Source organism: Ruegeria sp. BB5, assembly GCF_056539405.1.
Genome location: NZ_JBQFUX010000010.1, coordinates 45,034 through 70,799, shown reverse-complemented (window position 1 = coordinate 70,799; position 25,766 = coordinate 45,034). Strand labels below are relative to the sequence as shown.

Genomic DNA, 25,766 nt, shown 5'->3' with positions numbered 1-25,766 from the left:
GGGGGCTGAGAGCCCCCTTTTATTATCGTTTTCCGTAGTACAGTCCAACGACGTGTTCGGCCTGTGCAAAGAATAGCCATCGGGAAATTGCAACGCCGGTCAGATGGGATAGGACGGCGAGCAATGCCAGTATGTGATGGAATGGCAGCATCAACAGGATCAGCGGTACGAAAATGGCCAACGTGAACGAGATGATCCGCAGCTTTTCGGCGTGTTTGCGCCCGACCACGTGGACGAACTCGCGCAGCAGATAGTTGGTGCCGGTATGGGGTGGTTCAAACGCCCGAACCGAACCGCGCCCGCCCAGGCCTGTAGCGGTGCCCAGATCAGTGCCGGATTGGACAAAGGCCTTGTCCCCTTGCCGCCAGTACATCAGTTGCACCGCGCCGGCGATCAACAACAACGGCATCGCCCAAGCAAGTTGCCCGGACAGAAGCGCCCCGCCCGCAAGGCTGAAGCTGAGGAACATGGCGGGTGTCAGCTTCATGTTCCAGCGCGGGATGGTCTTGAGCTGGGTATAGATCATCGATGTCGTGAACACTGTTGCCAGTGAGAACAAGGAACCGAGAACGCCCAGAGCGCCCCAGCGCTGCCCAAAAAACACCGCGCCGATGGCGTAAAGCCCCATCAGGATCAGGGCGATGACTGCGCACCAGCCTTCACGGCTGAGCCAGCTTGACCGCCATTGCGTGAAGGCCTTCATCGCGCGTTCCGGGTGGCCTAGATGGAAGGTCGAGGCCAGCAAGCCGCCGACGGAAAGACCAAAGCCGATGGCAAAAAGCGCAAAGGCGACCCAGCCGGTGACGACGGGCAAGCCGAGGCCGAGGAAAAACAGCAGGCCAAAACCCAGGCCCGAGAGGGTGGTGAAGACGATGACGGAAGGTGCGGGATGCATCAGAGCTTCTCCAGAGTTTTGTCGAGCCAGCCAAGGAATCCTTTGGGTTCTTCGGCGACCGGGGCCAGCAGCGGGGCCAGAATGTCGATCTGATCCTCGATCTGATCCTTGGGCCGGGGTGGCAGGTATTTGTTGACGGGTTTGGTGCCCATTTCCGGCATCAGGTCCATGCCCTCACGCTCAGCCACCAGTTTGCTGACGTCGCTGTCAGGATCGCCAAGATCACCGAAATGCCGGGCCCCGGCGGGGCAAGTGCGCACGCAAGAGGGGACACGATCCACCTCGGGCAGGTTCTCGTTGTAGATGCGATCAACGCACAGGGTGCATTTCTTCATCACACCTTCCGCCTGATCCAGCTCGCGCGCGCCATAGGGGCAGGACCACGCGCATAGGCCACAGCCGATGCAGTCGCTTTCATTGACCAGAACGATGCCATCCTCGACCCGCTTATAGCTGGCCCCGGTGGGGCACACGGTGACGCAGGGCGCGTCTTCGCAATGCAGGCAGGATTTGGGGAAATGGATCAGCTGTGCGTGACCCTCATCCGGTGTCACTTCGTAGGAATGCACGCGGTTCAGGAAGGTGCCCGACGGGTTGGCGCCATAGGCATCCTGATCCGACAGCGGCGCGCCATAGTTTTCGGTGTTCCAGCCTTTGCAGGAAATCACGCAGGCATGGCAGCCAACGCAGGTGTCCAGGTCGATAACCAGACCCATCTTACGTTCGGTGGATTGGGGGAGTTGGGTCATTTGCCTACCTTCCACGCCAGATCTTTCGGGCCGGTTCCCACCGGCGATTTTATAGGATCGAATTCCGGTTGGCTTTCGGCGTCACCCGGGGCTTCGGCTTTTTCGATTTTGACCTTCAGGTCGAACCAGGCGGCCTGACCGGTAATGGGGTCGGAGTTGGCCCACCGCATGCCATCGCCTTTCGGCGGCATTAGCTCGTGAATCAGATGGTTCAGCAGGAAGCCCTTGGTGGCCTCGGGCGCGTCCTCTTGCAGGGCCCAGGCCCCTTTGCGCTTGCCGATGGCGTTCCAGGTCCAGACGGTGTTGTCGTTCAGCGCCGCCATTTCCATGACCGGCACTGTGATGGCGCCGTGCGGCGAGCTGACCTTGGCCCAGTCACCATCCTGCAGCCCGTGCTCGCGCATCAGTTTGGTTGGGACATAAAGCGGGTTGCGCCCATGCAACTGGCGCAGCCAGGCGTTCTGGGTGCCCCAGCTATGGTACATTGCCATCGGGCGTTGGGTCAGGGCGTTGACCGTGAAGCCTTCGTTGCCCTGTTGATCGGTCTCGTACCAGATCGGCAGCGGGTCCATCGTGTCTTTGATGCGCTGGCGCAGATGCTCGGGCGGTTGCCTCTCACCATGGCCTTCGGCCGCCAGTTGGAATTTGCGCATTGGTTCCGAATACAGTTGGAACAGGTAAGGCTGCGGGCTGTCATAGATCCCCATGCCAACGGCCCAGTCCTGATAGGCCGTATTCCAAGGTTTGTAGTAATCCGCACCTTCGGGAATATGCGCGACATAGAAGCCGCCGTTGTCGATATAGCGGTTCAATTGTTCCGGGTTGACCTCACCACGCCCTTCCTTGTCGCCATCGGGGCCACGGAATCCGGCCAGCGGGCCAATGCCCGGGCGGCGTTCGTGGTTTACGATATAGTCAGCGTAATCTTTCCATTTAGGGCTGCCATCTTCGTTGGTGAAGCCGGGCAGGTTCATACGGTTGGCCAGTTCGATCAACACCGACTGGAAACCGCGGACGTCGCGATCGGGTTCGATCACCGGCCAGCGGATCGCATCGGCGGCGGCATCAGCCTCGCATATCGGGCGGTCCAGCAGCGAAATACAGTCATGCCGTTCCAGATAGGTGGTGTCGGGCAAGACCAGATCGGCATAGGCCACCATTTCCGAGGAATAGGCATCGGAATAGATGATGTTCGGAATGACGTAGTTTCCGTCATCATCTTTGGCGGTCAGCATTTCCATCACGCCTTTGGTGTTCATGGACGAGTTCCACGACATGTTTGCCATGTACATAAACAGCGTGTCGATCTTGTAGGGATCACCCGCAGCAGCGTTTGAAATCACCATATGCATCAGCCCGTGGGCCGACATCGGGTTTTCCCAGGTGAATGCCTTGTCGATGCGAATGGGGCTGCCGTCATCGTCCAGCAGCAGATCGTCGGGACCGCGTGGAAAGCCCAGATGCGGCCCGTTCAGCGGTCGGCCCGGACGGCGGTCGCCATGCGGTGTCGGGTGCGCCTCGACCGGTTTGGGATAGGGCGGTTTGAAACGGAAACCTCCGGGCACTTCGACAGTGCCCAGCAGGATTTGCAGCACGTGCAGCGCGCGGCAGGTCTGGAACCCATTTGCATGGGCCGATACCCCGCGCATCGAATGGAAGCTGACCGGACGACCGATCATCTTGGAGTGCTTCTCACCCCGGAAATCGGTCCATTCGTGGTCCAGTTCGATCGCTTCGTCAAAGGCAACACGGGCGATTTCGGCCGCGATGGCGCGGATGCGTTGCGCCGGGATGCCACAGCGTTCGGCCACGGCCTCGGGCGCGTTGTCGTCGCTGAGGTATTTGTCCGCCATCAGGTGGAAGACCGGGCGGTGGGTGACGCCATCTTTTTCGTAAGTCGCCGACAGGTCAGGGCGCACACCCGGCTTGTCAAAGGCGGTCAGCTCGCCTGTGGTGCGGTCGATCACCAGCGGTTTTCCATCGGCGTCGCGCAGGAACAGGCCTTTCTCGGGGCCTTCGGCGGCATTCACCAGAACCGGCGCGTTGGTGTAGCGGCTGAGGTAATCAAGGTCGATCTTGCCCGCCTTCATCAGCACGTGGATCAACGACAGGATGAACAGCCCGTCGGTGCCCGGCGTGATCCCGACCCAATCATCGGCCACAGCGTTATATCCCGAACGGATCGGGTTCACCCCGATCACCCGCGCACCGCGCTTTTTGATCTTGCCGATGCCCATCTTGATCGGGTTGCTGTCATGGTCCTCGGCCACGCCGAACAGCATGAACAGCTTGGTGTGATCCCAGTCGGGCTGACCGAATTCCCAGAACGCGCCACCCATGGTGTAGATGCCACCCGCCGCCATGTTGACGGAACAGAACCCGCCATGGGCCGCATAGTTGGGGGTGCCGAAATTCTGCGCCCAGAAGCTGGTGAAGCTTTGGCTTTGGTCGCGACCGGTAAAGAAGGCCAGTTTCTGCGGCGCGGTTTCGTGCAACTCGTTCAGCCAGCCAACGGCAGTGCTGATCGCTTCGTCCCATTCGATCTCGCGAAACTCACCCGAGCCGCGGGGACCAACCCGGCGCAGCGGCTTGCGTAACCGCGACGGCGCGTTGACCTGCATGATCCCGGCCGAGCCCTTGGCGCACAAAACGCCCTTGTTCACTGGATGGTCGCGGTTGCCTTCGATATAGGCGACCTTGCCGTCTTTCATATGAACGTTGATGCCACAGCGGCAGGCACACATGTAACAGGTGGTGCGCCGAACCTCGTCAGATACTTTGGGGCTGGTGTCTATCTTCGGTTGCTGGATGGTCATCTGGCGTCCTTCTGTCGGGGCGGATCAGGTCAGGAAAGTTATTCCGGCTAGGATAATTCCTGCAATGAAAAGAGTTTCTAAGACGATCAGGGCAATGGCTGCGCCGCCGACCGACAGGATTTGTTTCAGGTTGGTCTTCATGCCGACCGCCGCGATGGCGATCAGCAGCAGCCACCGCGATGCCTGGCTAAGCAGTTCAGTGATGAAAGGCGGGATCAGGCCGAATGAGCTGGCGGCAGCCAGAACAAGAAATCCAAGGACAAAGCCCGGAAGGATCGGGGGCCGTTTGCCGGTTTCATCCATTTCAGCAACGCCGCGGATGATCAGCGACGCGACCAGAACCACCGGAGCCAGCATCGCCACACGGATCAGTTTCACCAGCGTTGCGGTATCGCCGGTCTGTTCCGAGATCGAAAAGCCTGCGCCGACCACTTGCGCCACGTCGTGGATCGTACCGCCCAGAAACACGCCCCCTGCGACATCGCTCATGCCCAGAATGCGCACTAAGATTGGATAGGCGATCATCGCAATGGTCGATAGAACGGTGACACCCAGAACGGTAAAAATCAGGCGCTCTTCGGATCGTTCATCCTTGGGTAGAATGGCGCTGATGGCCATCGCGGCAGAGGCCCCGCAAATCGCGACAGAACCGGCGGTCAGAAAGGCAAAGCGCCATTTGTGGCCAAAGAATCGGGCAACCAGAAGGCCAAAGCCAATCGTTGCTAGAACCCCGCCCACGACCAGAGCGATCAGGTCCCAGCCCAGCCCCATCATCAGCGTCATTGAAACCCGAACACCTAACAGCGCCACGCCCAGGCGTAGCAGCGATTTTGCGGCAAAGCTGATACCAGGGACGGTTTTACCCTCTTCCCCCAAAAAGCTAAGCGCAATGCCCAAAAGTAGAGCCATCAGCATGGCTGGCGTCGCGTAATGCTCAGACAGGAATTTGGCAGATACAGCAACGATGATCGCCACCAGAATGCCCGGGAAAAGGGTGCGGGCCTTTTGGGTGGCGTTTACACCGACAAGATTTGAAATCTGGGTCATGGCCAGCATCTATTCGACGGTCCTTCCTGACGCAGCGGCGTCATCGGCGAGTATGCCGCCGAAGTTATGCTGGTTCCGGATCAGCATGTCTCGGGCTCGGCATCGTCGTGCTGGGCCTGAACGGCGGTCACTGCAATCATGTGCAGAACATCATCTGCCGAACAGCCGCGTGACAGGTCGTTTGCTGGTTTCGCCAGTCCTTGCAGAACCGGCCCGATGGCCTCCGCCCCGCCAATACGCTGTGCGATCTTGTAGCCAAGGTTCCCGGCATCGAGATTCGGGAAGACAAACACGTTGGCTTGCCCTTTCAACGGCGAATCCTTGGCCTTTTTGCTGGCAACATCGGGCACGTAGGCGGCGTCGAACTGCAGCTCTCCGTCGATCAGCAGATGCGGGCTTGCGGCTTTGGCGATCCGGGTGGCTTCGACAACCTTGGAAACTTTGGGATGGTTGGCGCTGCCGCCTGTGGAAAAGGACAGCATGGCAACACGGGGTTCTTGGCCGGTCAGTGCGTGGTACGACGCCGCCGATGCCTGCGCGATTTCGGCCAGTTCCCGTTCGTCGGGATCAACAACCAGACCGCAATCGGCAAAGATGTGAACACCCTGAACCGCGTGGTGGTCGCGGTCATAGATCATCAAAAAGAAGCTGGACACCATATGGGCGTCGGGCGCTTTGCCAATGATCTGCAAAGCGGCGCGCACAGTGTCCGAGGTGGTTTCAACAGCACCGCCGACGGTACCATCAGCCAGTCCCAGGTGGACCAGCATGGCGGCATAGTTCAGGCGGCTTCTGATCAGTTTCTGCGCGTTCTCTGGCGTCATGCCCTTGTGCTTGCGCAGCTCATAATAGGTCGTGGCGAACCGATCTGTATGGGGGGATGTCGCGGGGTCATGGATGGTAATCCCGTCCACATCGGATCCGCCTTTTTCCGCCAGCAAGGCGGTGATCTTGGCGTGATCGCCCACAAGGATGATATCGGCGGCATTTTCGGCACGCGCTTTCAGCGCACCTTCCACCACACGTGGATCATCGCCCTCAGCAAGGGCGATGATCTTTTTGGAACTGGTCGCAGCCCCAAGTATTTGGCGCAGGGGCTTCACAGCGATCAGGCCCCGGCTTGCGGTGTCATGTCACCAGCTTCGACGCCAGCAACGGCAACCGGCTTTTTCATCGCGTCACGACGGAAGGGCTCACCCAGTTCTTGGTTGATCAGGGCTTCGATCAGGGTGGTGATGCCGTTCTTCTGGTCCTCGATCGCCTGGTTCAGCGCCGCGGTCAGCTCTTCCTGAGTGCGGGCAACCACACCCTTCAGACCACAAGCTTGTGCGATACCGGCATAGGACACTTTGGTGTCCAGCTCGGTGCCGACGAAGTTGTCGTCGAACCACAGGGTCGAGTTACGCTTTTCCGCGCCCCACTGGTAGTTGCGGAAAACGATCTGAGTTACGGCGGGCCATTCTTCGCGGCCGATCGCTGTCAGTTCGTTCACGGCGATACCGAATGCACCGTCACCGGCAAAGCCGACAACCGGAACGTCAGGCTGACCGATTTTCGCACCAACGATGGCGGGCAGGCCGTAACCACAGGGGCCGAACAGGCCAGGTGCCAGGTACTTGCGGCCTTCTTCGAACGCCGGATAGGCGTTACCGATGGCGCAGTTGTTGCCGATGTCGGACGAGATGATCGCCTCTTTCGGCAGCGCAGCCTGGATTGCGCGCCATGCCATGCGGGGGCTCATCCAGTCGGGCTTGGCTGCACGTGCACGCTCGTTCCAGGAGGTGCCCGGATCATCGTCCTCGTGAGTCATCGAGGTCAGTTCCTGTGCCCATGCCGATTTCTTCTGGGCGATGCGGTCCTTACGCGCCTGACGGCCTTCGTCGCCGGCGGTGTCGCTCAAACGAGACAGGATGCCATTGGCCACTTTGGCGGCGTCACCGATGATGCCGACGCTGACGTCCTTGGTCAGGCCGATGCGGTCAGGGTTGATGTCGACCTGAATGATCTTTGCATCCGCAGGCCAGTAGTTGATGCCGTAACCGGGCAGGGTCGAGAACGGGTTCAGACGGGTGCCGAGGGCCAGAACAACATCGGCCTCCGAGATCAGCTCCATACCGGCTTTCGAACCGTTATAGCCCAGAGGGCCAGCAAACAGCGGGTGCGAACCGGGGAACGCGTCATTGTGCTGGTAGCCAACGCAGACCGGGGCGTCCAGACGCTCGGCCAGGGCTTTCGATGCTTCGATGCCGCCTTCGGCCAGAACAACGCCCGCGCCGTTCAGGATGACAGGGTTTTTGGCGTTCGACAGCATTTCGGCAGCTGCGGCAACCGCATCTTCGCCGCCCGAGGGACGTTCGAAATCAACAATTTTGGGCAGTTCGATGTCGACCACCTGGGTCCACATGTCACGCGGGATGTTCAGCTGAGCCGGGGCGCTGGCGCGCTTGGCGTTCATGATCACGCGGTTCAGAACTTCGGCAACACGCGACGGATCACGTACTTCTTCCTGATAGGCAACGCAGTCTGCGAACATGCGCATCTGCTCCATCTCTTGGAAGCCGCCCTGACCGATGGTCTTGTTGGCCGCCTGCGGCGTGACCAGCAGAACCGGCGTGTGGTTCCAATAGGCGGTTTTTACAGCAGTGACAAAGTTGGTGATGCCGGGGCCGTTCTGCGCAATCATCATCGACATTTTGCCGGTGGCGCGAGTGTAACCGTCGGCCATCATGCCGCCCGAACCTTCGTGGGCGCAGTCCCAGAACATGATCCCGGCTTTCGGGAACAAATCCGAGATCGGCATCATCGCCGAGCCAATGATACCGAATGCATGTTCGATACCGTGCATTTGCAGGACTTTAACAAAAGCCTCTTCAGTCGTCATTTTCATGTGTGTGATCTCCGCGCATGTGTGGAATGGCCGGGCCCGGTGCCCCGCCTTTGCATACGGTTTTGACCTATGGGGGAGGGCTGCGTTAGGGCCAGATGGATTTGCGGAATATGTCCAGTATGGCGCTAACAGCCGCGGATGGCCTCTGCGATCAATTTCACACCCGGTTCGATACGGTCCTGCCGGATCGAGGAATAGCCGATACGGTAGAAATTCTTCGGCTGATCCGGCCCCGAAAAGAACGGCGCGCCGGGTTCGATATGAACGCTCTGGCCCTGCAGTGTGTGGGCCAGTTGCGTTGTGTCGACGTGTTCAGGGGCAGACATCCACAGGGATGATCCGCCCATGATGCCACGCCCGGCCACTGTCAGCCCGTGTTTGTCGATCGCTTGGTCCAAGGCCTCGCGCCTGCGCGCCAAAGCCTTGGACATGCGTCGGATCTGCGCGTCGTAATGGCCCAATGACAGGAAATAGGCGGCGGTGCGCTGGATGTGCCCCGGCGGATGGCGCAACACCAACGAACGCAGCGCCCGCGCCTCGCGGATGAAAGGTTCCGAGCCGACCATGTATCCCAGGCGCAATCCCGGAAACAGCGATTTTGAAAAGCTGCCAACATAGATCACGCGGCCATCGCGGTCCATCGACTTCAACGCCGGAGAGGGCGCGCCCAGAAAGGCCATTTCGAATTCATAATCGTCTTCGACCACCATCGCGTCCAGGTCATGCGCGCGTTCCAGCAATTTGTGCCTACGCTCAACGGGCATAGTTGCAGTGGTTGGGCTTTGGTGACTGGGCGTCGTAAAGATAACGTCGGCGGTGTCAGGCAATGTCTCAGGGGGCAGCCCGTCGCGGTCGACGGGTATCGGAGTCACGTCGCAATCCCAATGCTCTAGCAGGCTGCGCAGAGAGTAATAGCATGGGTCTTCGATCACCGCGGTGCGGTTGTGGGTCAGCAAGATACGCGAGGCCAGCCACAGCGCGTTCTGTGCGCCCATGGTGATCAGAATCTCTTCGGGGCGGGCGGCGATGCCGCGGCGGGGCAGGGTGTGACGGGCGATGAATTCGACCAGCAGCGGATCATCCTGATCCACGTAATCGGTGGTGAGGGATTCGAAATCCTTGTGCCCGAGGGCTCGTACGGCACACAGGCGCCAGTTGGCGTGGTCAAAAAGATTGCGATCCGCCTGCCCGTAAATGAATGGATAGCGATAGCTGCGCCAGTCCCGTGGTTTCGACAGCATGTCACCGCCCGAGAATCGGCGGGCCAGCGCAGCATCCCAATCCACGGTTTCGGCACCGCGCTGAAGGGGGGTGTATTTCGGCGGCACCGGTGCGTTTTGCGAGACGAAATAGCCCGAACGCCCCTTTGCCGTCAGATAATCATTGGCCAGCAGTTCGGTATAGGCCAGCGTCACCGTAATCCGGCTGACACCCAGATGGGCGGCCAGTTTGCGTGATGAGGGCAGCTTTTCCCCGACATGAAACCTGCCGGACAATATGCCTTCGGCAATCATCTGCTGGATCTGCGCCTGCAGCGTACCTTGCCCGTTCAGCTCAAGAAAGAATGTGTCGACCGATATTGCCATGAGGTCTTATAGGGTGGACCTAAAAGATGAGCAATCTGGACTTATGACTTTTCCAAAAATTCCCACGTTGCCGTGGTTGACGGTGGGTTTCAATTCACCTAAATAACTAGAAATTTAGTTAAATGGAAAATCGAATATGTGGGAAACTGCTGCAGCAGGATTTTCGGCCATGGGGTCCGAGGCCCGGTTGAAGGTTCTGAAAACTTTGGTCCGCGCCGGGCAGGCGGGCCTGACGGTTGGTGAAATTCAAGAGCGGACGGGAATAGCACCGTCAACTTTGGCGCATCACCTTCGGTTTTTGGCCGCTGGCGGTGTCGTGGAACAAGAGAAAGTCGGGCGCAGCACGATCAACCGTGCCTGCTATGACGAGTTGAGAAATCTGGCGCAGTTCATCCTTGCCGAATGCTGCGCGGACGAAGTGGGAAAGGCCGCGAACGATGGCTGAACTGACGCAAAATCCCAAAGTGCCCGTGAAGGCGCTTGATCTGATCAAAACCCCTTGGGCGTTGATCGTTGCAATCCTGGCCGCCGTGGCTGTTCTGGACCCTGGTAACTGGGTTGAAGTCGTGACATTTGCTGGTAAGGCGCTGATCCATACCGGCCAGTATATCCTGTTTGCCGTTTTGTTGCTGTCCTACCTCAAGGCGACCGGGGCCGAGGTGATGGTCGCGCGCGCCTTTGAAGGGCGCGAGACGCGGATGATCTTCCTTGCTGCGGTGTTTGGTGGATTGGCGCCGTTCTGTTCCTGTGAGGTCATCCCGTTCATTGCGGGGTTGCTGGCGCTGGGTGCGCCCCTGTCGGCGGTGATGGCGTTCTGGCTCAGCTCTCCGTTGATTGACCCGCCAACCCTGTTGATCACCGCCGGTGCGTTGGGATGGCCGTTTGCGATAGGCAAGGCGGTTGCTGCGGTGGCGCTGGGTCTGTTCGGCGGTTTCGTTGTGCGCGGCCTGATGCGTTCGGGCGCCTTTGCCCAACCGCTGCGCGACTACAAACCGGCCAGTTGCAGCGCTTGTGGTGGCCCAAAACAGGATGACAAACCGGTCTGGCGATTCTGGCAGGAAGCTGAGCGTCGTCAGCGGTTCCGGTCGGAATTCGTTCACAACGGGCTGTTCCTGCTGAAATGGCTGGCCCTGGCTTATGTGTTAGAGGCGCTGTTGGTCAGCTATGTTCCGGCCGATCTGATCGCCCGCGTGGTGGGGGGCGAAGGTGTCGTACCGATCGTGATCGCGGCGTTGGTTGGGATGCCTGCCTATCTGAATTCCTACGTCGCGCCGCCACTGCTAGCGGGGCTGACAGAACAGGGGATGAGTGCGGGGGCCGCGATGTCGTTCATGATCGCGGGTGCGGTCAGCTCGATCCCGGCGATGGCAGCGGTGTGGTCACTGGTCAAACCACGGGTCTTTGCCACCTATCTGGGTCTTGGGATTACCGGGGCGATCATTGCTGGTATTCTGTTTCAGATGATCTAAAGGAAAAACCGCCCGGAGATACCTCCGGGCGGTTTTGCTTATTGGTTGGCCTCGCATAGGCTCGGCAATTTGAACCTGTACCGTGCCTCTCCGCTGTTTACGTAGACACGTTTTTCGACACAGGCTGTGGTGCCTACTGTTCGTGCGACATGCTCTTTGGGTTCGTTGATGGAGGTGGCCGACCCATCCGGCAATTGAATCGAGGCTATGACACCGTTCTTCAAGTCACCGTTCACGGGGGTTGCCGACAGAACCGAAACGGTCAGGTACGAGTCATGTTCGTGCGCGCCGTTGTCATTGAAAACCAGCAATGCGGTAGCAATCGAGATGGTGCCGACGATTGCAACCGCCAACAAACCCCATGTCTTCAAAAAAGCATAGATTGATACGGCGCGGTGCGGGCCAAAGATTTTGGACAGGATGGTCAGCATGGAATCCCTGCGGAAAAAAGCCCCGGCCTGTTCGGACCGGGGCCAATCTGTGCCTTAGGGGCGCAGATCGTCTTCGTCTTCGTCCTCGGTCCCGCCTTTGGGCAGGTTGAAGAAGCTGTCGGCGTCGATGACCGGCTCTTCTTCTTTCTCTTCCACAGGCTCGTCAGACAGCGAGAAGGTTTCCAGACCTTCGATGGCGGTCGGGATCTTGGGTGCTGCGTCCATTTCCAGCGACTGTTCGGTCGAAACCAGCTTGCGGCGTTCGTCATCGCTCATGACGCCACCTTCGGCTGCCTTCTTGGCCGCGGCTTTCTGAACGATGGCGTCCAGCTCGGATTGCTTGCACAAGCCCAGCGCAACCGGGTCGATCGGTTGCATGTTCGAAATGTTCCAGTGGGTGCGCTCGCGGATCGATTGTATGGTCGGCTTGGTGGTGCCGACCAGCTTGGCGATCTGACCGTCGCTAAGCTCGGGGTGGAATTTGACCAGCCACAGGATCGAGTTCGGACGGTCCTGCCGTTTGGACAGCGGGGTATAGCGCGGACCACGACGTTTTTCTTCACCGCTGGCAGCGGGGTTGAACTTGAGCTTCAGCTTATGCAGCGGGTTACCCTGCGCCGAGTCGATCTCATCCTGGGTCAGCTGGTTGTTTGCGATGGGATCGAACCCTTTCACGCCCGCGGCCACGTCGCCATCAGCGATGCCTTGCACTTCCAGCTCGTGCATGCCCACGAAATCCGCGATCTGCTTGAAGCTGATCGTGGTGTTGTCCACCAGCCATACGGCTGTTGCCTTGGCCATAAGCGGTTTTGCCATCAGCCCGTCTCCTATAAATACATCTGTCCCGTCGCCGGAATTCGGCGGCCCCGTGGTTTTGGGGCAGGTTTCCGTTGTCGGGGAACTTGGGGCCTATATAGTCGCGGCAAGGCAAGAAGGGAAGAGGCGAATGCGCTGGGTGATTTTGTGGGTCTTGAGCGCGGTCGCCGCACTGGCAGACGGAGAGAAGGCTGGCGAGTTCGACTATTACGTTCTGTCGTTAAGCTGGTCGCCCAACTGGTGCGCCCGCGAAGGCGATGCGCGCGGGTCGGACCAATGCGATGCGCGCCATGATCACGGTTGGATATTACATGGGTTGTGGCCGCAATATTACCAGGGTTGGCCAGCGTTCTGTCGCACGGCTGAGGCACCGCCAACGCGCCGCATGACACGCGAAATGACGGATATTCAGGGCTCTTCGGGTTTGGCGTGGCACCAGTGGAAAAAGCACGGAACCTGTTCGGGGCTGTCCGCGCCCGACTATTTCGCGCTGTCTCGGCAGGCTTATGACGGAGTTGTGCGTCCGCAGGTGTTCCGCCAATTGGAGACATCGGTCAAGTTACCCGCCTCGGTGGTCGAAGAGGCGTTTTTGAAGGCCAATCCCGGTTTAGAGCGGGACATGATCACAATCACCTGCAAGCAGGGCTATATTGAAGAGGTCCGTCTGTGCCTGTCGCGCGACCTTAATCCAGTGCCTTGTGGCCGCGACGTTATCCGCGATTGCACAGCCAAGGACGCGCTGTTCGATCCGATTCGTTAGAGCTTCCGGTTCTGGCAGTCGCGGGCATAGTCCAGCGCTTTGGCGGTGCCCTTGAGATCAATCGCCATCACCACCTCACCGGCCGGGTTATAGACGGTCATGGTTTTGTTCTGCGCGATGGCGTTGACGAAACTGCGGTCGGTAAAGAACACTGTCGCGCCCGGCACGTCACGCTGATTGAAGCCGATGGCAGTGGCATCAAAGCTTTTACCATCGAGTTCGAAGCGGATTGGGTAACTCTTACCCTGCTCAATATCGCCCCAGGCCTTGTTGTAGACGGCGAAATACCCGCGATTGTCCAACGCGTCATAGCCGATACGCACCACCGACAGATCCTGATAGATCGTCTGGATCAGGCACCCATTTCCAAGCGCGGGGTCCATCATGATGTTCCAGCCTTCGACAAAACCCTTGTCGATGAGCTCCTGAGACCACGCAACGGTTGCTGTGAAGATGGCGAAGGTTAGGGCGAGAAGGCGGGTCATAGGAAGCTCCCGTAAGATGATCGGTTTAATGAACAGTATATTGGAGAAAGAAGTGAGTTGAACCGGTTCTGGCTGTCCGAGTGATTTATCTTGGACCTATTCGGGCGTTGCCGAGCATTTTGAATATGGAGGCCTCAATTGGGCCATAGTTACAAGTTTTTAATCGCGAAAAGTTTGTGGAGAAAGAACAATAATGCACTCTCGAAATTCATTTATGGCCGCCCTAATTGCGTTACTGGTTTGTGCCGTTCCTGGGATTGCTGAAAGCAATGGTGGATCGGGTTTACGGGCAACGCCCAGCGGTATTCCATGGTATGTGTCCGATCGCACCTCAAACTATCCGGGTGCGGAAGCAGCCATGCGTATCGCGTCGTCAAAATGGCGCGCGCCTTGGGCAATGAAAATCAAATCGGGCAAAGTCAGTGGAAAATTCCGATTGGTTACGGTGAATGGCTCGACATATGTGGTGCTGGCCAAGATGAGAGGACCCTTCACGCTGAATTTTGAAGCAATTAAGGATGCCAGAATGGACTTATTGCGCAAAGCCGTAGCTCAGTCCGGATGCACAACGCAGGGCCGCACACTCGCAAAATACACCCCGCAAAAAGACATTGAGAAACTTGCAGCTCAGGTTCAATGCAATTTTCAATGAGTGAAGGTTTGAATTAGCGACATGGTACCGTCTTGAGTTTTGGGCGCGAAGTATGTGATTGCTTAAAGACTGGCGTTACAACTCCTTCCGCGCCCTCAATGCCGCCGTAATCGTCCCGTCATCTAGATAATCCAGCTCTCCGCCAATCGGCACGCCTTGCGCCAGCGAGGTCAGGCGGACCTGTCCTTCCAACTGATCGGCAATATAATGCGCGGTAGTCTGACCGTCGACGGTGGCGTTCAGGGCGAGGATGATCTCGGTGATCCCTTCGGCTGTCACGCGGTCCTTGAGGCGAGGAATGCGAAGTTCGTCCGGGCCGACCCCGTCCAGCGCCGACAATGTGCCGCCCAGAACGTGATAGCGGCCTTTGAAGACCCCGGCGCGTTCCATTGCCCACAGGTCGGCCACGTCTTCGACCACGCATAGCTCTCCGGTCGCGCGGTCCTCGCTGTCGCAGATGTCACAGATATCGGTGGTGCCGACGTTGCCGCAGTTCAGGCATTCGCGGGCGGTGATGGCAACCTGCTGCATGGCGTCCGACAGGGGTGTCAGCAGCAGGGCGCGCTTGCGGATCAGATGCAACACCGCGCGGCGGGCCGAGCGGGGGCCGAGGCCCGGCAGCTTGGCCATCAGATCAATCAGGTTGTCGATATCGCTGTTCGAACTCACCGAGGGTGCTCCTGCAAAGGGGCCGGGCAGGGGCGCCCGGCCGATGATCCGTCAGGAGGGGGTATCAGAACGGCAGCTTGATGTCTGCGGGCAGGCCCATGCTTTCGGTCAGCTTCGCCATTTCGGCCTGTGCGCGTTCAGTCGCTTTGGTTTGTGCGTCCTTGATGGCGGCCAGGATCAGGTCCTCGACCACTTCCTTGTCGTCGCCGTTAAAGATCGATGGGTCGATGTCCAGACCTTTCAGCTCACCTTTTGCGGTGGCGGTGGCCTTCACCAGTCCTGCACCGGATTCGCCAACGACCATCATGTTGTTCAGCTCTTCCTGCATGTCGGTCATCTTGGCCTGCAAGTCCTGCGCGGATTTCATCATCTTGGCCATGTCGCCCAGACCGCCGAGTCCTTTGAGCATCGGTATTCTCCTGTGTATCGCTTTGTCGCCTAAATACGGGCGGTACCCGTGTGGCACAAGGGGGTGGGGTTGCTCCCGCCCGTCGTCAAGGTCTTTGAAAGACCTTTCCTCCCGTTGGGCCCGTGGCGGGTGCGGGAGGATTTCGGGGGTGTGTGTTGAAGTGGCTCAGTCTTCCTCGAACGGGTCCCATTCGTCTTCGACCTCGGGCAGGGCTTCGGTTTCGACCTTGGCTGCGCGTTGCTCTGGCGTTTCGATGCTTTTGATCCGCGCCTTCGGGAACTGGGCCAGAACCGCCTGCACCAGCGGGTGTTCGCGGGCTTCTGCCTTCAATGCTTCCTCAGCCGCGTTTTCCTTTTCATAGATCGTCTCGCCACCGCCTTCGTTGACGACAGTGACGGCCCAGCGGTTACCGGTCCATCGCTGCAGGGCGGTTCCCAGACGTTGCGCCAACTGGGCCGAGGCACGCTGGGTCGGTTGGAATTCGATACGCCCGGGTTGATAGGCTGCAAGCCGCAAAGACCGCTTGACCTCATCCAGAAGCACGCCGTCCCGGTTTGCGCGGATCAGTTCGACCACATGATCGAAGGTCGGATAACGTGCCAGGGCGGCTTGTACATCCTGCGCCAACGCCGCGCTGGGAGCGCCGCTGCCCCCACCATGGGCGGGAGCTGAATAAGAAGATGACACCGGCACTTGCGTCTGAACCGCGGCATGCGATGGCGCCGGTATCCCGCCACCGGGTCCGCCATTTGGCGGTGGGGGCGTGTCTTGCAGACGTTTGATCAACTCTTCCGGGCTGGGCAGGTCTGCCACATGGGTCAGCCGGATCACTGCCATTTCAGCTGCCATCATGGCATTTGGGGCCGCCGAGACCTCTTCGAGCGCTTTAAGCAACATCTGCCACATCCGGGTCAGGACGCGCATCGGCAGGGCCTCGGCCATTTGTTGACCACGCGCGCGCTCGTCCGGCGAAACGGTGGGATCATTGGCTGCGTCTGGCGTGATTTTAACCACAGAGACCCAATGGGTGATCTCGGCCAGATCGCGTAGCACGGCCAGCGGATCGGCTCCTTCGGCATATTGCCCACCCAACTCGGTCAGTGCGCCTGCAGCGTCCCCGCGCAGGATCATGTCCATCAGGTCCAGTACCCGACCGCGATCAGCCAGGCCCAGCATCGCGCGGACCTGATCGGCGCTGGTTTCACCAGCACCGTGCGAGATCGCCTGATCCAGCAGCGAGGTCGCGTCCCGCGCCGAACCCTCGGCTGCACGGGTGATCAGCGCCAGCGCGTCATCCGCGATCTGAGCGTTTTCCGCCGCCGCAATCTTGCCGAGCAGGCTGATCATGTCCTCGGGTTCGATCCGACGCAGGTCGAACCGTTGGCAGCGCGACAGAACCGTCACTGGCACTTTACGAATCTCGGTGGTGGCGAAGATGAACTTCACATGCTCGGGCGGTTCTTCAAGCGTCTTGAGCAGCGCGTTGAACGCGCTGGTCGACAGCATGTGGACCTCGTCGATGATATAGATTTTGTAGCGCGCACTGGCGGCGCGATAGCGGACGCTGTCGATGATCTCGCGAATATCGTTCACACCGGTGCGGCTGGCGGCGTCCATCTCCATCACATCGACGTGGCGGCCTTCCATAATGGCCACGCAATGCTCGCATTGGCCGCAGGGTTCCGTGGTCGGCTTACCCTCGCCATCGGGGCCGATGCAGTTCATGCCCTTGGCGATGATCCGGGCCGTGGTGGTTTTGCCGGTACCGCGAATGCCGGTCATGATGAAGGCCTGCGCGATGCGGTCGGCCTCGAACGCGTTTTTCAGCGTGCGCACCATGGCATCCTGACCGACGAGATCGGCAAAAGTTTCCGGGCGGTATTTGCGGGCAAGAACCTGATAGGCGGGGCTGGGCGTGTCGTTCATATCTGCTCTGTCGGATTCGGGTTCCGATGCAGCGTAGAGACCCCCGCCGCCCGCGTCCACAGCAGGCTTGGGTGAATTTCGGTTTGCAGCACAATTTGCACGCCTTAGAAGCGAGTATCAGGGAGGGTCCGTAGTGAGCCAGTTCGCACTTCATTCAGTTCAGATTGGAAACGGCACCGTTGCCTTGTCGCCCCTTCCGGGGCGCGGTGGCGGGTATACGCGGGACTTGGGAATGATCCGCGACTGGCAGCCGGATCTTGTGATCTCGATGACCACCGAGGTCGAAATACTGCAAGAGGGCGCAAGTGGGCTTGGCGAAGACCTGCACGCACTCAATATCGCATGGGTGCATCTGCCGGTTGCGGATTTCGGTACGCCGCCTCCTGAGGTTGACGCGGCGTGGGGCAGTGTCAGCCCTGCGGCGACTGATATCCTGTCCTGCGGGGGGCGGGTGCTGGTGCATTGCCGGGGCGGCTGTGGCCGGTCCGGGATGATCGTGCTGCGCCTTATGGTCGAGCATGGCGAAGACCCCGAGACAGCGTTGGCCCGTTTGCGGGCGGTGCGGTCCTGCGCCGTCGAGACCGACGGCCAGATGGAATGGGCAGCCCTTGGGCGGACGCGCGGCTAGATCAGAGCGCCACCTGCCGCTCTGCCTGTGCCACCGGGTTGGGCGGGATCGCTGTGACCTCAAGCATGGCGCAGGGGGGGGTGGTTAGCATGCCTGCGGGGCGCATGGTCACATCCGGGCCGAACATCATATCTGCGTAAGCATCCAGCGACTCGAGGGGCGCATCCTCGCTTGTTCCACAAAAGACCCGGATCAGGTCTTTTTGAGCGCGAAACCGTGCGCTGCATCCTTGCGTGCAATAGGCCAGCTCAGTGCTGCCGTCGAACTCAAAATCAAACGTCGTCGCAGGAACGGCCGCGTCCATCGCCTGCACGATCGCGCGCGCCATCTGTGCCAGCGCCGGACAGGTTTTTCCGGTGCGTTGGCAAACGGTTGCGGAATACTGGTTCGTCTTTGTCTTCCAGATCATATTGCGCCCTCCGCGCGTGGAACGGGGGCATGGATCAGGTGTGACAGCGTGCTGACGACCTGCCCGGACACCCCGCCCGAGTTTCGGTTTCTTGTTCGATGGCAGGTCTCCTGACTTGCGGGTCGTTGCGTTGCCGACCTTCCCAGCCTTGCGGCCAGTGGTGTTTCGGCATTGCTCACCGCTTACAGTTGCGGGGGCAGTCGCGGCCTTGGTTCGTTCCGGTATTCCGGGCAGAACCGCACCGTGTTCCCTTTTCATCCCGCCCCGGGGACCGGGGACGAGAACCATCACCCAATCGCTAGCGGGTAGGGGTGACCTGAGTCAAGCCGCCTTTTGGTGGGGCAAAGTGGACGCGTGGTCATGCGGAAACAGGATTGACTTAGGGTGGCAAAAGATGCCGTTTGGGGTGGTGAACTAATCGGTTCAGATTGAGGGCGCCATGCTGGATACCGCACAAGCTGTTTTAACCGAGGATTTTCAGTTTCCTTCTGGTTCGACCCAACTGTCGGCTCGGCTGTACCTGCCGGTGGCCGAACCTGGGATCGCAGTGGTGATCCACAGCGCCACCGGAGTGCCGCGCGACTATTATCAGCACTTCGCACGCTGGTTGGCTGCGGAACATGGCATTGCCTGTCTGACCTATGATTACAGCGATTTCGGTCATTCGCAGAGCAGGCCATTGAAGTCAGCTCAGGCCACGATGGCGGATTGGGCGCTGATCGACATGCCTGCGGCTCGGGCCGAGATGCGCAGGCGATACCCCGACGCGCAGCACTGGAGCATCGGCCATTCCGTCGGCGGTATGCTGGGGCCGATTCAGCCCGATATTGATCAGATCGACCGCATGATCTGCGTCTGCGCCGGGCCGGTGACTGTGTCGGACCATCCCTGGCCTTATCGGGCGTTGGCTTTGCTGTTTTGGTACGGACACGCGCCCCTGGCCGTAAAAGCGCTGGGTTACCTGCCGGGCAAGGCACTGGGATTCGGATCGAACCTGCCTGCCAGTGTCTATTGGCAGTGGCGCCGCTGGTGTACTGCGCCGCGCAACTACCTGCCCGAAATCGGCGTGTCCTTGCCCGAGGCCCGCTGGGCACAGTCAGACACACCAGTGGATCTGTTCAGCTTTGAGGATGACGATCTGGTGCCAAAGAACGCGGTCTGGCGGCTGGCTGATCTGTACGGGCCCAACGCACGCCGCCATTTGTTGTCTCCGGCCGAGTTCGGACTGTCCGAGGTTGGCCATATCGGTGCCTTTGCCCGGCGCAATTCGGCTGTCTGGCCACGGTTGATTGCCTAGGCCTGTTCGCAACAATTCAATGTCGGGAGTTTAAGTGAGAGGTTGGACATCGACCCAAGCGGGGCTCGTTGTGGCTGCTTCCTTCCGGACCTGACCAGGTTGGCGAGGCGCTCGCCCGCGCCAACCTCTCGGGGTCTGATATAGGCAACGGGCGCAGGAAACACAACCCGTCAGAGCGTCAAACGGATCAGCAAAAAGCCCTCATCGTCTTCTCCGACGACGTGGGGGTCATATTCTTCAAGCTCGGCAATGTGAGTTTGTGCCTTCGGACCGGTTCTTAATAGCGCAGTCGCGCCCTGCATCGAGGCAAAGCCAAAAGGATAGGACGCATATTGCAAGGGATCTTGCGGCAGTGCGCCGGACAGATAGTCCTGCAAGACGCGCTGAACAGGCAGGTTCGGCAGCGCGATGGGCTCGGCCTGATCAACAAAGGGAAAGTGACCCCCGCCATTGGCACGGTAATTGTTCAGTGCGACGACGAACCGTTGATCGGCGGCCATCGGTTGGCCGTCAAAGCGAATGTTGCGAATGCGCCGGTTGACGGGGTCGATCAAGTGACCGCCAGCGTCGAACCGAGCCGGTTGAGAGAGATCAAATTGATAAGTAAGCCCCTGTATAATATCAAAATTATGCCCCGCCCTGTTGATGTCGACCAATGTGGTCTGATGTCCCGGCGTAATCTGGTTGAACACGCCTGCAGACATCTCAAGCCAGTCGCTGATCTGCTCTCCGGTGACAACTACCGCCTGCAGCTCATTGGGAAACGCATACATGTCGTTGACATGGCGCAGGCATATCTGGCCGGGCGGGACGTCGGTGAAAAACCGGGGGCCGGCACGCCCCCCGAACTTTGAAGGCGCGGTCGCGGACAGAACAGGAAAATCCGCAAATGACGTGTCCAGCAGATAGGGCCGCAGGGCTGCTGCCTGGGCCGCGGCGGTCAGAACCAAACCTCTGTCCGGGGCGCAAAAACTGAAATAGCTGTGCAAATGCTGATCGGTCTGGCCAACGGGTTGCGCCGTGCGCCGCCGGGTTTCCGAATGGCCCCGGGCGAAAAGGCGCGCCAAAACAGGGTCTTCCTGGATAGGCTTGGGTGAGCCGTCGGGTTTGGTTGGGCATATCGACCGCAGACTGACGCGATGATCCTGAACGGTCCAATGGCCATTTCCCGCCCTGTCCAATGTCAGGTCGATCACCCCCAGAAATGACCCGGACGCACCGGGCATGACCACCGGCTTTCCGTGAACCAGACCCCGATTTGCATCGACGTGCTCAATCCCGTCATGTGCGTTTCCGGGCAGTGTCAGATGTGAATGCCCGGCAATCAGCGCATCAATTCCTTCGATACCGGCCAGCGGGATGACGGCATTTTCCAAACCCGTTTCCGGTTCGGCCGACCCTATCCCTGTATGCGCCAACGCAAGGATCAAATCGCAACCCTGCGCTTTCAGATTCGTCACTTTTTGTGCGGCGCAGGTCAGGATATCTTCGATGACGACCTTGCCTTGTAGCAGGTGTGCTTCCCATTTGGCTGTCTGCGGTGGCAGGACTGAGAACGCACCAATTTTCAGCGCAACATGTTGATCATCAAATTTTTTTTCTCGATTCAAAATCGCATGATCTTGCCAGCAGGAGGGGGCGTCTTGTCGGTGTGCATTGCTGCAAACCACCGGGCACGCAGCATCTGCAATCACACGGCCCAGCGTTTCCAGTCCAAAGTCGAAATCATGATTTCCGAGCCCGATTGCGTCATAACCCAGCTCGGAAAATGCTTGCATCAGGATGTGCGGTGCATTTTCGGATTGAACCGCCCATTCCCCCAGTGGCGTGCCTTGCAGTGAATCTCCGTTGTCGCACAGAACCACCAGAGCACCCTGCGCTTCGGCCTCGGACCTGGCTGCGCGGATCAGGCTGGCGGTGCGGGTAAAGCCGATTGAGGGGTCGGGGGTGTCCGAATAATAATCGAAGCCGCATAGATTCATATGCAGATCGGATGTTGCCAGAACCCGTATCTTCAGTGGTGCGCGGGACGGGAGAAGGGGATGTGTCAAATTTCTACTTCTGGCGGTTATATGTTAATCATTTTCTCCAAAAAGTATAATAAATGCAACTTGCATAGCGTGTTTTTAGTCAATTGACGACTTCAAGTTTTCGGGTGGTGCGAATTGGCATTGCAACATTGGCATTGCAACAAAAGGGCAGCCGTGGCAGCCCTGTGCCGACGACCCAAGGGAAATCCTATGAAACACGCGGAACTGGTGACATTTGGCAGCTCGGGCCTTGATCGCGCGGCGCATATTCGAGGGAATGCAGACCATTTGGCGCAGGTGCGCGCGCATCCGCAAGCGACCTGCCTGTTGCTGTGGCGTGGTAAGCCGCTGGTTCAGGGGGAAGCACTGGACCGCCTGGGGTTGATTCCCATGACCCACGGACTGGTACAAAACGGCCCGGGCGGTAGTATTGAAGAACCTGTATTTCTGGGACTTTCAGACGGTGATCCGGTTTTTGCGCTGGATATCTCGGGCTGGTCCCCCGAGGGGCTGGACATGTCGCAGGTCGGTGCCTTTATCGACCCGTCGGAACAGCAGCACCCGGACCTGCCAACAGGCCATGTCTTTGCTGAGTTGCGCCGGATCATGACCCGACTGTCTGCCCGCGATGCGGAATTGGCTGCGGCCGCCAAGGCCGTTATTGGCTGGCACGAAACGCATCGGTTCTGTGCCCGTTGTGGCGCACCCAGCGAAGTATCCCAAGCTGGATGGCAGCGCAGTTGCGCCGAATGCGGCGGGCAGCATTTTCCGCGCACCGATCCGGTGGTCATTATGCTGATCACCCATGGGGATTCGGTTTTGATGGGGCGATCACCGGGCTGGCCCGAAGGGATGTATTCCCTGCTGGCTGGATTTGTCGAACCCGGAGAAACGCTTGAGGCAGCGGTTCGACGTGAGGTGATGGAAGAGGCAGGCGTGCCGGTTGGCCCGGTCAGCTATCTATCCAGCCAACCCTGGCCATTCCCGGCCTCGCTGATGTTTGGTTGCGCGGGTGAGGCGTTGTCGCGCGAGATCACCATTGATCCGGTGGAAATCGAAGATGCAATGTGGGTCAGCAAGCCCGAGATGATGCAGGCCTTTGCCGGGGAACACCCGGTCCTGCTGCCAGCTCGCAAGGGGGCCATTGCGCATTTCCTGCTGCAAAACTGGCTTGCGGATACGCTGGACTGACAAAATACTAGGCCAATAGACAAGAGACCCACGAACCATCATGCAGTTTACAGCACGCGAAGATATCGAAGCCCCGATCAATGCGGTGTTCGAAATGGTCGCTGACTTTGAGCGGTTCGAACGCATGGCCATGCGCCGGGGGATCGAAGTAAGGCGCATGTCGGGTCATATGGGTGTTGTGCCCGGTACGCAGTGGGAAACCGAGTTCAACCTGCGTGGCAAGCCCCGCCATGTTGCGATTGAGATGGCTGAATGCGACCCGCCTGCCTTGATGCGGTTTCAGGCAGCCAGCAAGGGCATGAACGGGACAACAACTGTCGAGTTTCTGGCCTTGTCGCAGCGCCGCACCCGCTTGAGTGTCGAGATGGCGCTGGCGGCGAAAACGCTGCCGGCCCGGTTGTTGCTGCAGTCACTGAGACTGGGCCAGTCGCGGTTCCGACGACAATTCCAACTGCGGCTCAGCGAGTTCGCGCGCGAGATGGAAGAACGCCATCTGCACGGTTCCTGACAGGAGGCAAATGGACAATTTGATCATCCGACAGGCCGGTTGGGACGACGTCCAAGGCATTTCAGACGTGTTGCGTGAAATCACTGCTGCCGGAAAACGCACAAGACCGAGTGACCCGGGCTTTGTACTGACGAACTATGTCGGGCACCCGGATCAGTTGACATGTGTCTTGGCACTCAGCGAAAACCGAATTTTGGGGTTCCAGTCCATGAAACGGGCGGTCGCAGCCAATCCTTACGGAGTACAAGTCGGCTGGGGAATCATCGGTACCCACATTCGACCCTCGGCCGCGCGTTGCGGGGTGGGGCGGACCTTGTTTCAGGCGACATTGAAGGTTGCCAAAGAGCAGGGCATTCCCGCCATCGACGCCACCATTGCGGCGAGTAACGCCGAAGGTTTGGCCTATTACTCCGCAATGGGGTTTATCGATTACAGATCACACGAAGGGGCTGTGTGCAAAGCCTACACAGTTGGATGAAATCAGGCGCTTACCCGCGCGAATGCGCTGCGGGGTAGACGCCCAGTACTTCGACATTGGTGGTGAAATGCTCCAACTCTTCCATGGCCAGCTGCACGTTGCGGTCTTCGGGGTGCCCGACGATATCGGCATAAAACTGGGTCGCGGTGAATGACCCGTCGACCATATAGCTTTCCAGCTTTGTCATGTTGATACCGTTGGTGGCAAAGCCGCCCATCGCTTTGTACAGCGCAGCCGGAATGTTGCGCACCTGAAACACGAAGCTGGTGATCATGCCATGCGGGCCGCGTCGGGACATGTCCGCCTGCCGCGACATAACCAGGAACCGCGTGGTGTTGTTGTCCTGATCTTCGATGTGACGGGCCAGCACGTTCAGCCCATAGATTTCGCCCGCCAGCTCACTGGCCAGTGCCGCAGAATGCAAATCACCTTGCTCCGAGACCTCACGCGCGGCGCGCGCGTTGTCGGGGCTGACGCGGCCGCGAATGTCGTGTTCTTTCAGAAAGCCTGCGCATTGCGGCAGTAGAACCAAATGCGAATGCGCCTCGGTGATATCTTCAAGCGTTGCCCCGGGGACGGCTAGCAGATTGATATGCACGCGTACGAAGGCCTCATCAATGATGTGCAGCCCACTATGGGGCAGCAGGCGGTGAATATCGGCCACCCGGCCATAGGTGGTGTTTTCGACCGGCAGCATCGCCAGATCAGCTTCGCCTGACCGAACCGATTCGATCACATCTTCGAAAGTACGGCAGGGCAGGGCCTCCATATCGGGGCGTGCATTGCGGCAGGCCTCGTGGCTATAGGCGCCTGGTTCTCCCTGAAATGCGATACGATTGCTCATTTGGTCGATTCCGTGCAACAAGTTCTACAATTGGGCGTTTAGTCGCGGTGTCTATACCTTGCCTCTTGCAAGGGGAAGCCTTAGACACCCCGCAGACAGCTGAAATGGACTCGCGATCAATGTTCGACACGATGACAGTTACCAAGGCCGCCGCAGGCCTGTTTGGCACCTTCCTGGTGCTTCTTCTGGCCAAATGGGGTGCCGAAGTTCTTTACCATGCGGATGGGCATGGCGAGACAGCCTCTTACATTATCGAAACCGAAAGCGCTGGTGAAAGCGCCGACGGTGAAGAAGTGGTCTTCGAAGATATGCTGGCCGCCGCCGATCCGGAAAAAGGCGCCCGTGTCTTCCGTAAATGCACCGCCTGCCACAAGCTGGAGGACGGCGCAAACGGTACCGGCCCCTACTTGTACGGTGTCGTAGATCGCCCGGTTGCATCTGCCAACGGCTTCACCGGCTATTCAGCCTCGATGCAGGCCCATGGCGGCAATTGGACTCCCGAAGCGCTGGATGCGTTCCTCGAGCGCCCAAGTGCTTACATCTCGGGTACTTCGATGAGCTTTGCCGGTCTGAAGAAACCGCAAGAGCGCGCCGATCTGATCGCGTATCTGCAGACCATCGGCAACTGATCCTTTGATCAAAGCATGATTTTCAAAGCCGCTGCCTCGCGCAGCGGCTTTTTTTTGCCTAAGAAAAACTTCACAAAGTGTTCACGCATTCTAAACTTGAACCTGACAGTGCTGGTCATTTAGCTGGCGCGAACAAGATAAAAGACACAACGACC

26 protein-coding genes, 1 other RNA gene and 1 riboswitch are annotated in these 25,766 nt (G+C 59.1%); of the genes, 10 read left to right on the top strand and 17 right to left on the bottom strand.

What is annotated here, in order from left to right:
- Positions 1–22: 22 nt before the first annotated feature.
- The 7 genes from ACR0DL_RS18380 to pdxR form a co-directional block, all read right to left on the bottom strand.
- Complete coding sequence (locus ACR0DL_RS18380) at positions 23–895, bottom strand: dimethyl sulfoxide reductase anchor subunit family protein (RefSeq protein ID WP_170351011.1); 873 nt, start codon at positions 893–895, stop codon at positions 23–25.
- Positions 895–1,644, bottom strand: coding sequence for a 4Fe-4S dicluster domain-containing protein (locus ACR0DL_RS18375; protein ID WP_170362313.1), 750 nt, complete (start codon positions 1,642–1,644; stop codon positions 895–897). The genes ACR0DL_RS18380 and ACR0DL_RS18375 overlap by 1 nt, the downstream gene beginning before the upstream one ends.
- A complete protein-coding gene (locus tag ACR0DL_RS18370) occupies positions 1,641–4,460 on the bottom strand; it encodes a molybdopterin oxidoreductase family protein (RefSeq protein ID WP_480690653.1) in 2,820 nt (939 codons plus the stop codon). Before ACR0DL_RS18370 ends, ACR0DL_RS18375 begins: the two co-directional genes overlap by 4 nt.
- Before the next feature lie 24 nt (positions 4,461–4,484).
- The gene (locus tag ACR0DL_RS18365; RefSeq protein ID WP_480690651.1) at positions 4,485–5,507 is read right to left on the bottom strand and encodes a YeiH family protein; all 1,023 of its coding nucleotides are present in this window, start codon (positions 5,505–5,507) and stop codon (positions 4,485–4,487) included.
- An 80-nt stretch (positions 5,508–5,587) separates the two neighbouring features.
- Complete coding sequence (pta, locus tag ACR0DL_RS18360) at positions 5,588–6,610, bottom strand: phosphate acetyltransferase (protein WP_170378346.1); 1,023 nt, start codon at positions 6,608–6,610, stop codon at positions 5,588–5,590.
- A gap of 5 nt (positions 6,611–6,615) precedes the next feature.
- Entirely contained in the window at positions 6,616–8,394 is a 1,779-nt protein-coding gene (gene xsc / locus ACR0DL_RS18355; RefSeq protein WP_170378348.1) for a sulfoacetaldehyde acetyltransferase, read from the bottom strand.
- 125 nt (positions 8,395–8,519) lie between these two features.
- Positions 8,520–9,980, bottom strand: a complete 1,461-nt coding sequence (pdxR, locus tag ACR0DL_RS18350) for a MocR-like pyridoxine biosynthesis transcription factor PdxR (RefSeq protein ID WP_170398329.1) — start codon at positions 9,978–9,980, stop codon at positions 8,520–8,522.
- Positions 9,981–10,116: 136 nt separating this feature from the next.
- On the opposite strand from pdxR, the gene ACR0DL_RS18345 reads away from it, so the two are divergent.
- Both ACR0DL_RS18345 and ACR0DL_RS18340 read left to right on the top strand, forming a co-directional pair.
- On the top strand, positions 10,117–10,425 hold the full coding sequence (locus ACR0DL_RS18345; RefSeq protein ID WP_170328866.1) for an ArsR/SmtB family transcription factor: 309 nt from the start codon (positions 10,117–10,119) through the stop codon (positions 10,423–10,425).
- On the top strand, positions 10,418–11,449 hold the full coding sequence (locus ACR0DL_RS18340; protein WP_480690648.1) for a permease: 1,032 nt from the start codon (positions 10,418–10,420) through the stop codon (positions 11,447–11,449). The genes ACR0DL_RS18345 and ACR0DL_RS18340 overlap by 8 nt, the downstream gene beginning before the upstream one ends.
- A 38-nt stretch (positions 11,450–11,487) precedes the next feature.
- Here the strand turns inward: ACR0DL_RS18340 and ACR0DL_RS18335 are convergent, their stop codons facing one another.
- Together ACR0DL_RS18335 and ACR0DL_RS18330 are read right to left on the bottom strand one after the other, a co-directional pair.
- Positions 11,488–11,880: a hypothetical protein gene (locus ACR0DL_RS18335; RefSeq protein ID WP_170362307.1), complete on the bottom strand. Its 393-nt coding sequence runs from the start codon at positions 11,878–11,880 to the stop codon at positions 11,488–11,490.
- Positions 11,881–11,934: 54 nt separating this feature from the next.
- Positions 11,935–12,696 carry a DUF1013 domain-containing protein gene (locus ACR0DL_RS18330; RefSeq protein WP_170351002.1) on the bottom strand — a complete coding sequence of 254 codons (762 nt, stop codon included), beginning with the start codon at positions 12,694–12,696 and terminating at the stop codon, positions 11,935–11,937.
- Positions 12,697–12,826: 130 nt separating this feature from the next.
- Here ACR0DL_RS18330 and ACR0DL_RS18325 point away from each other — a divergent pair, with 130 nt between their 5' ends.
- Positions 12,827–13,456 (top strand): ribonuclease T2 family protein, encoded by a 630-nt coding sequence (locus ACR0DL_RS18325; RefSeq protein WP_480690646.1) that lies wholly within the window; start codon positions 12,827–12,829, stop codon positions 13,454–13,456.
- Here ACR0DL_RS18325 and ACR0DL_RS18320 read toward each other — a convergent pair.
- Positions 13,453–13,941 carry a hypothetical protein gene (locus tag ACR0DL_RS18320; RefSeq protein ID WP_480690644.1) on the bottom strand — a complete coding sequence of 163 codons (489 nt, stop codon included), beginning with the start codon at positions 13,939–13,941 and terminating at the stop codon, positions 13,453–13,455. The genes ACR0DL_RS18325 and ACR0DL_RS18320 overlap by 4 nt on opposite strands.
- 214 nt (positions 13,942–14,155) lie before the next feature.
- Here ACR0DL_RS18320 and ACR0DL_RS18315 point away from each other — a divergent pair, with 214 nt between their 5' ends.
- Positions 14,156–14,593 carry a hypothetical protein gene (locus ACR0DL_RS18315; protein WP_170517032.1) on the top strand — a complete coding sequence of 146 codons (438 nt, stop codon included), beginning with the start codon at positions 14,156–14,158 and terminating at the stop codon, positions 14,591–14,593.
- A 75-nt stretch (positions 14,594–14,668) separates the two neighbouring features.
- Here the strand turns inward: ACR0DL_RS18315 and recR are convergent, their stop codons facing one another.
- The 3 genes from recR to ACR0DL_RS18300 form a co-directional block, all read right to left on the bottom strand.
- The gene (gene recR / locus ACR0DL_RS18310) at positions 14,669–15,262 is read right to left on the bottom strand and encodes a recombination mediator RecR (RefSeq protein ID WP_170350998.1); all 594 of its coding nucleotides are present in this window, start codon (positions 15,260–15,262) and stop codon (positions 14,669–14,671) included.
- A 64-nt stretch (positions 15,263–15,326) separates the two neighbouring features.
- Positions 15,327–15,671, bottom strand: a complete 345-nt coding sequence (locus ACR0DL_RS18305; protein ID WP_170350997.1) for a YbaB/EbfC family nucleoid-associated protein — start codon at positions 15,669–15,671, stop codon at positions 15,327–15,329.
- A 165-nt stretch (positions 15,672–15,836) separates the two neighbouring features.
- On the bottom strand, positions 15,837–17,597 hold the full coding sequence (locus ACR0DL_RS18300) for a DNA polymerase III subunit gamma/tau (protein WP_480690642.1): 1,761 nt from the start codon (positions 17,595–17,597) through the stop codon (positions 15,837–15,839).
- Between the two features lie 133 nt (positions 17,598–17,730).
- On the opposite strand from ACR0DL_RS18300, the gene ACR0DL_RS18295 reads away from it, so the two are divergent.
- The gene (locus tag ACR0DL_RS18295) at positions 17,731–18,225 is read left to right on the top strand and encodes a protein-tyrosine phosphatase family protein (protein ID WP_170553050.1); all 495 of its coding nucleotides are present in this window, start codon (positions 17,731–17,733) and stop codon (positions 18,223–18,225) included.
- 1 nt (position 18,226) lies between these two features.
- On the opposite strand, the gene ACR0DL_RS18290 is transcribed toward ACR0DL_RS18295, so the two are convergent.
- On the bottom strand, positions 18,227–18,634 hold the full coding sequence (locus ACR0DL_RS18290) for a hypothetical protein (RefSeq protein ID WP_170553047.1): 408 nt from the start codon (positions 18,632–18,634) through the stop codon (positions 18,227–18,229).
- Between the two features lie 83 nt (positions 18,635–18,717).
- Positions 18,718–18,938, bottom strand: a riboswitch (cobalamin riboswitch).
- A 135-nt stretch (positions 18,939–19,073) separates the two neighbouring features.
- Between ACR0DL_RS18290 and ACR0DL_RS18285 the strand changes: the two genes are divergently transcribed.
- The gene (locus tag ACR0DL_RS18285) at positions 19,074–19,931 is read left to right on the top strand and encodes an alpha/beta hydrolase family protein (RefSeq protein WP_425081839.1); all 858 of its coding nucleotides are present in this window, start codon (positions 19,074–19,076) and stop codon (positions 19,929–19,931) included.
- Between the two features lie 32 nt (positions 19,932–19,963).
- Here ACR0DL_RS18285 and ffs read toward each other — a convergent pair.
- Both ffs and ACR0DL_RS18275 read right to left on the bottom strand, forming a co-directional pair.
- Positions 19,964–20,062: signal recognition particle sRNA small type (gene ffs / locus ACR0DL_RS18280), an RNA gene on the bottom strand.
- A gap of 39 nt (positions 20,063–20,101) precedes the next feature.
- Positions 20,102–21,982, bottom strand: a complete 1,881-nt coding sequence (locus ACR0DL_RS18275) for a bifunctional 2',3'-cyclic-nucleotide 2'-phosphodiesterase/3'-nucleotidase (protein ID WP_480690639.1) — start codon at positions 21,980–21,982, stop codon at positions 20,102–20,104.
- A gap of 189 nt (positions 21,983–22,171) precedes the next feature.
- Between ACR0DL_RS18275 and nudC the strand changes: the two genes are divergently transcribed.
- Genes nudC through ACR0DL_RS18260 form a run of 3 tightly spaced genes read left to right on the top strand, consistent with a single transcriptional unit; the run spans position 22,172 to position 24,138 of the window.
- Positions 22,172–23,152 carry an NAD(+) diphosphatase gene (nudC, locus tag ACR0DL_RS18270; RefSeq protein ID WP_170413785.1) on the top strand — a complete coding sequence of 327 codons (981 nt, stop codon included), beginning with the start codon at positions 22,172–22,174 and terminating at the stop codon, positions 23,150–23,152.
- Positions 23,153–23,192: 40 nt separating this feature from the next.
- Positions 23,193–23,660 carry an SRPBCC family protein gene (locus ACR0DL_RS18265; RefSeq protein WP_170350991.1) on the top strand — a complete coding sequence of 156 codons (468 nt, stop codon included), beginning with the start codon at positions 23,193–23,195 and terminating at the stop codon, positions 23,658–23,660.
- 10 nt (positions 23,661–23,670) lie between these two features.
- Entirely contained in the window at positions 23,671–24,138 is a 468-nt protein-coding gene (locus ACR0DL_RS18260; RefSeq protein WP_480690637.1) for an N-acetyltransferase family protein, read from the top strand.
- 10 nt (positions 24,139–24,148) lie between these two features.
- Here ACR0DL_RS18260 and ACR0DL_RS18255 read toward each other — a convergent pair whose 3' ends face one another.
- Complete coding sequence (locus tag ACR0DL_RS18255; RefSeq protein WP_170350990.1) at positions 24,149–24,982, bottom strand: prephenate dehydratase; 834 nt, start codon at positions 24,980–24,982, stop codon at positions 24,149–24,151.
- 119 nt (positions 24,983–25,101) lie between these two features.
- Between ACR0DL_RS18255 and ACR0DL_RS18250 the strand changes: the two genes are divergently transcribed.
- The gene (locus tag ACR0DL_RS18250; protein ID WP_170351131.1) at positions 25,102–25,611 is read left to right on the top strand and encodes a c-type cytochrome; all 510 of its coding nucleotides are present in this window, start codon (positions 25,102–25,104) and stop codon (positions 25,609–25,611) included.
- Positions 25,612–25,766: the final 155 nt, after the last annotated feature.

What these genes read in the sequence shown, in the direction of transcription:
- ACR0DL_RS18380 (WP_170351011.1), bottom strand. Translation starts at nt 895, where the DNA reads ATGCATCCCGCACCTTCCGTCATCGTCTTCACCACCCTCTCGGGCCTG.
- ACR0DL_RS18375 (WP_170362313.1), bottom strand. Translation starts at nt 1,644, where the DNA reads ATGACCCAACTCCCCCAATCCACCGAACGTAAGATGGGTCTGGTTATC.
- ACR0DL_RS18370 (WP_480690653.1), bottom strand. Translation starts at nt 4,460, where the DNA reads ATGACCATCCAGCAACCGAAGATAGACACCAGCCCCAAAGTATCTGAC.
- ACR0DL_RS18365 (WP_480690651.1), bottom strand. Translation starts at nt 5,507, where the DNA reads ATGACCCAGATTTCAAATCTTGTCGGTGTAAACGCCACCCAAAAGGCC.
- xsc (WP_170378348.1), bottom strand. Translation starts at nt 8,394, where the DNA reads ATGAAAATGACGACTGAAGAGGCTTTTGTTAAAGTCCTGCAAATGCAC.
- pdxR (WP_170398329.1), bottom strand. Translation starts at nt 9,980, where the DNA reads ATGGCAATATCGGTCGACACATTCTTTCTTGAGCTGAACGGGCAAGGT.
- ACR0DL_RS18345 (WP_170328866.1), top strand. Translation starts at nt 10,117, where the DNA reads ATGTGGGAAACTGCTGCAGCAGGATTTTCGGCCATGGGGTCCGAGGCC.
- ACR0DL_RS18340 (WP_480690648.1), top strand. Translation starts at nt 10,418, where the DNA reads ATGGCTGAACTGACGCAAAATCCCAAAGTGCCCGTGAAGGCGCTTGAT.
- ACR0DL_RS18335 (WP_170362307.1), bottom strand. Translation starts at nt 11,880, where the DNA reads ATGCTGACCATCCTGTCCAAAATCTTTGGCCCGCACCGCGCCGTATCA.
- ACR0DL_RS18330 (WP_170351002.1), bottom strand. Translation starts at nt 12,696, where the DNA reads ATGGCAAAACCGCTTATGGCCAAGGCAACAGCCGTATGGCTGGTGGAC.
- ACR0DL_RS18325 (WP_480690646.1), top strand. Translation starts at nt 12,827, where the DNA reads ATGCGCTGGGTGATTTTGTGGGTCTTGAGCGCGGTCGCCGCACTGGCA.
- ACR0DL_RS18320 (WP_480690644.1), bottom strand. Translation starts at nt 13,941, where the DNA reads ATGACCCGCCTTCTCGCCCTAACCTTCGCCATCTTCACAGCAACCGTT.
- ACR0DL_RS18315 (WP_170517032.1), top strand. Translation starts at nt 14,156, where the DNA reads ATGGCCGCCCTAATTGCGTTACTGGTTTGTGCCGTTCCTGGGATTGCT.
- ACR0DL_RS18305 (WP_170350997.1), bottom strand. Translation starts at nt 15,671, where the DNA reads ATGCTCAAAGGACTCGGCGGTCTGGGCGACATGGCCAAGATGATGAAA.
- ACR0DL_RS18300 (WP_480690642.1), bottom strand. Translation starts at nt 17,597, where the DNA reads ATGAACGACACGCCCAGCCCCGCCTATCAGGTTCTTGCCCGCAAATAC.
- ACR0DL_RS18290 (WP_170553047.1), bottom strand. Translation starts at nt 18,634, where the DNA reads ATGATCTGGAAGACAAAGACGAACCAGTATTCCGCAACCGTTTGCCAA.
- ACR0DL_RS18285 (WP_425081839.1), top strand. Translation starts at nt 19,074, where the DNA reads ATGCTGGATACCGCACAAGCTGTTTTAACCGAGGATTTTCAGTTTCCT.
- nudC (WP_170413785.1), top strand. Translation starts at nt 22,172, where the DNA reads ATGAAACACGCGGAACTGGTGACATTTGGCAGCTCGGGCCTTGATCGC.
- ACR0DL_RS18265 (WP_170350991.1), top strand. Translation starts at nt 23,193, where the DNA reads ATGCAGTTTACAGCACGCGAAGATATCGAAGCCCCGATCAATGCGGTG.
- ACR0DL_RS18260 (WP_480690637.1), top strand. Translation starts at nt 23,671, where the DNA reads ATGGACAATTTGATCATCCGACAGGCCGGTTGGGACGACGTCCAAGGC.
- ACR0DL_RS18255 (WP_170350990.1), bottom strand. Translation starts at nt 24,982, where the DNA reads ATGAGCAATCGTATCGCATTTCAGGGAGAACCAGGCGCCTATAGCCAC.
- ACR0DL_RS18250 (WP_170351131.1), top strand. Translation starts at nt 25,102, where the DNA reads ATGTTCGACACGATGACAGTTACCAAGGCCGCCGCAGGCCTGTTTGGC.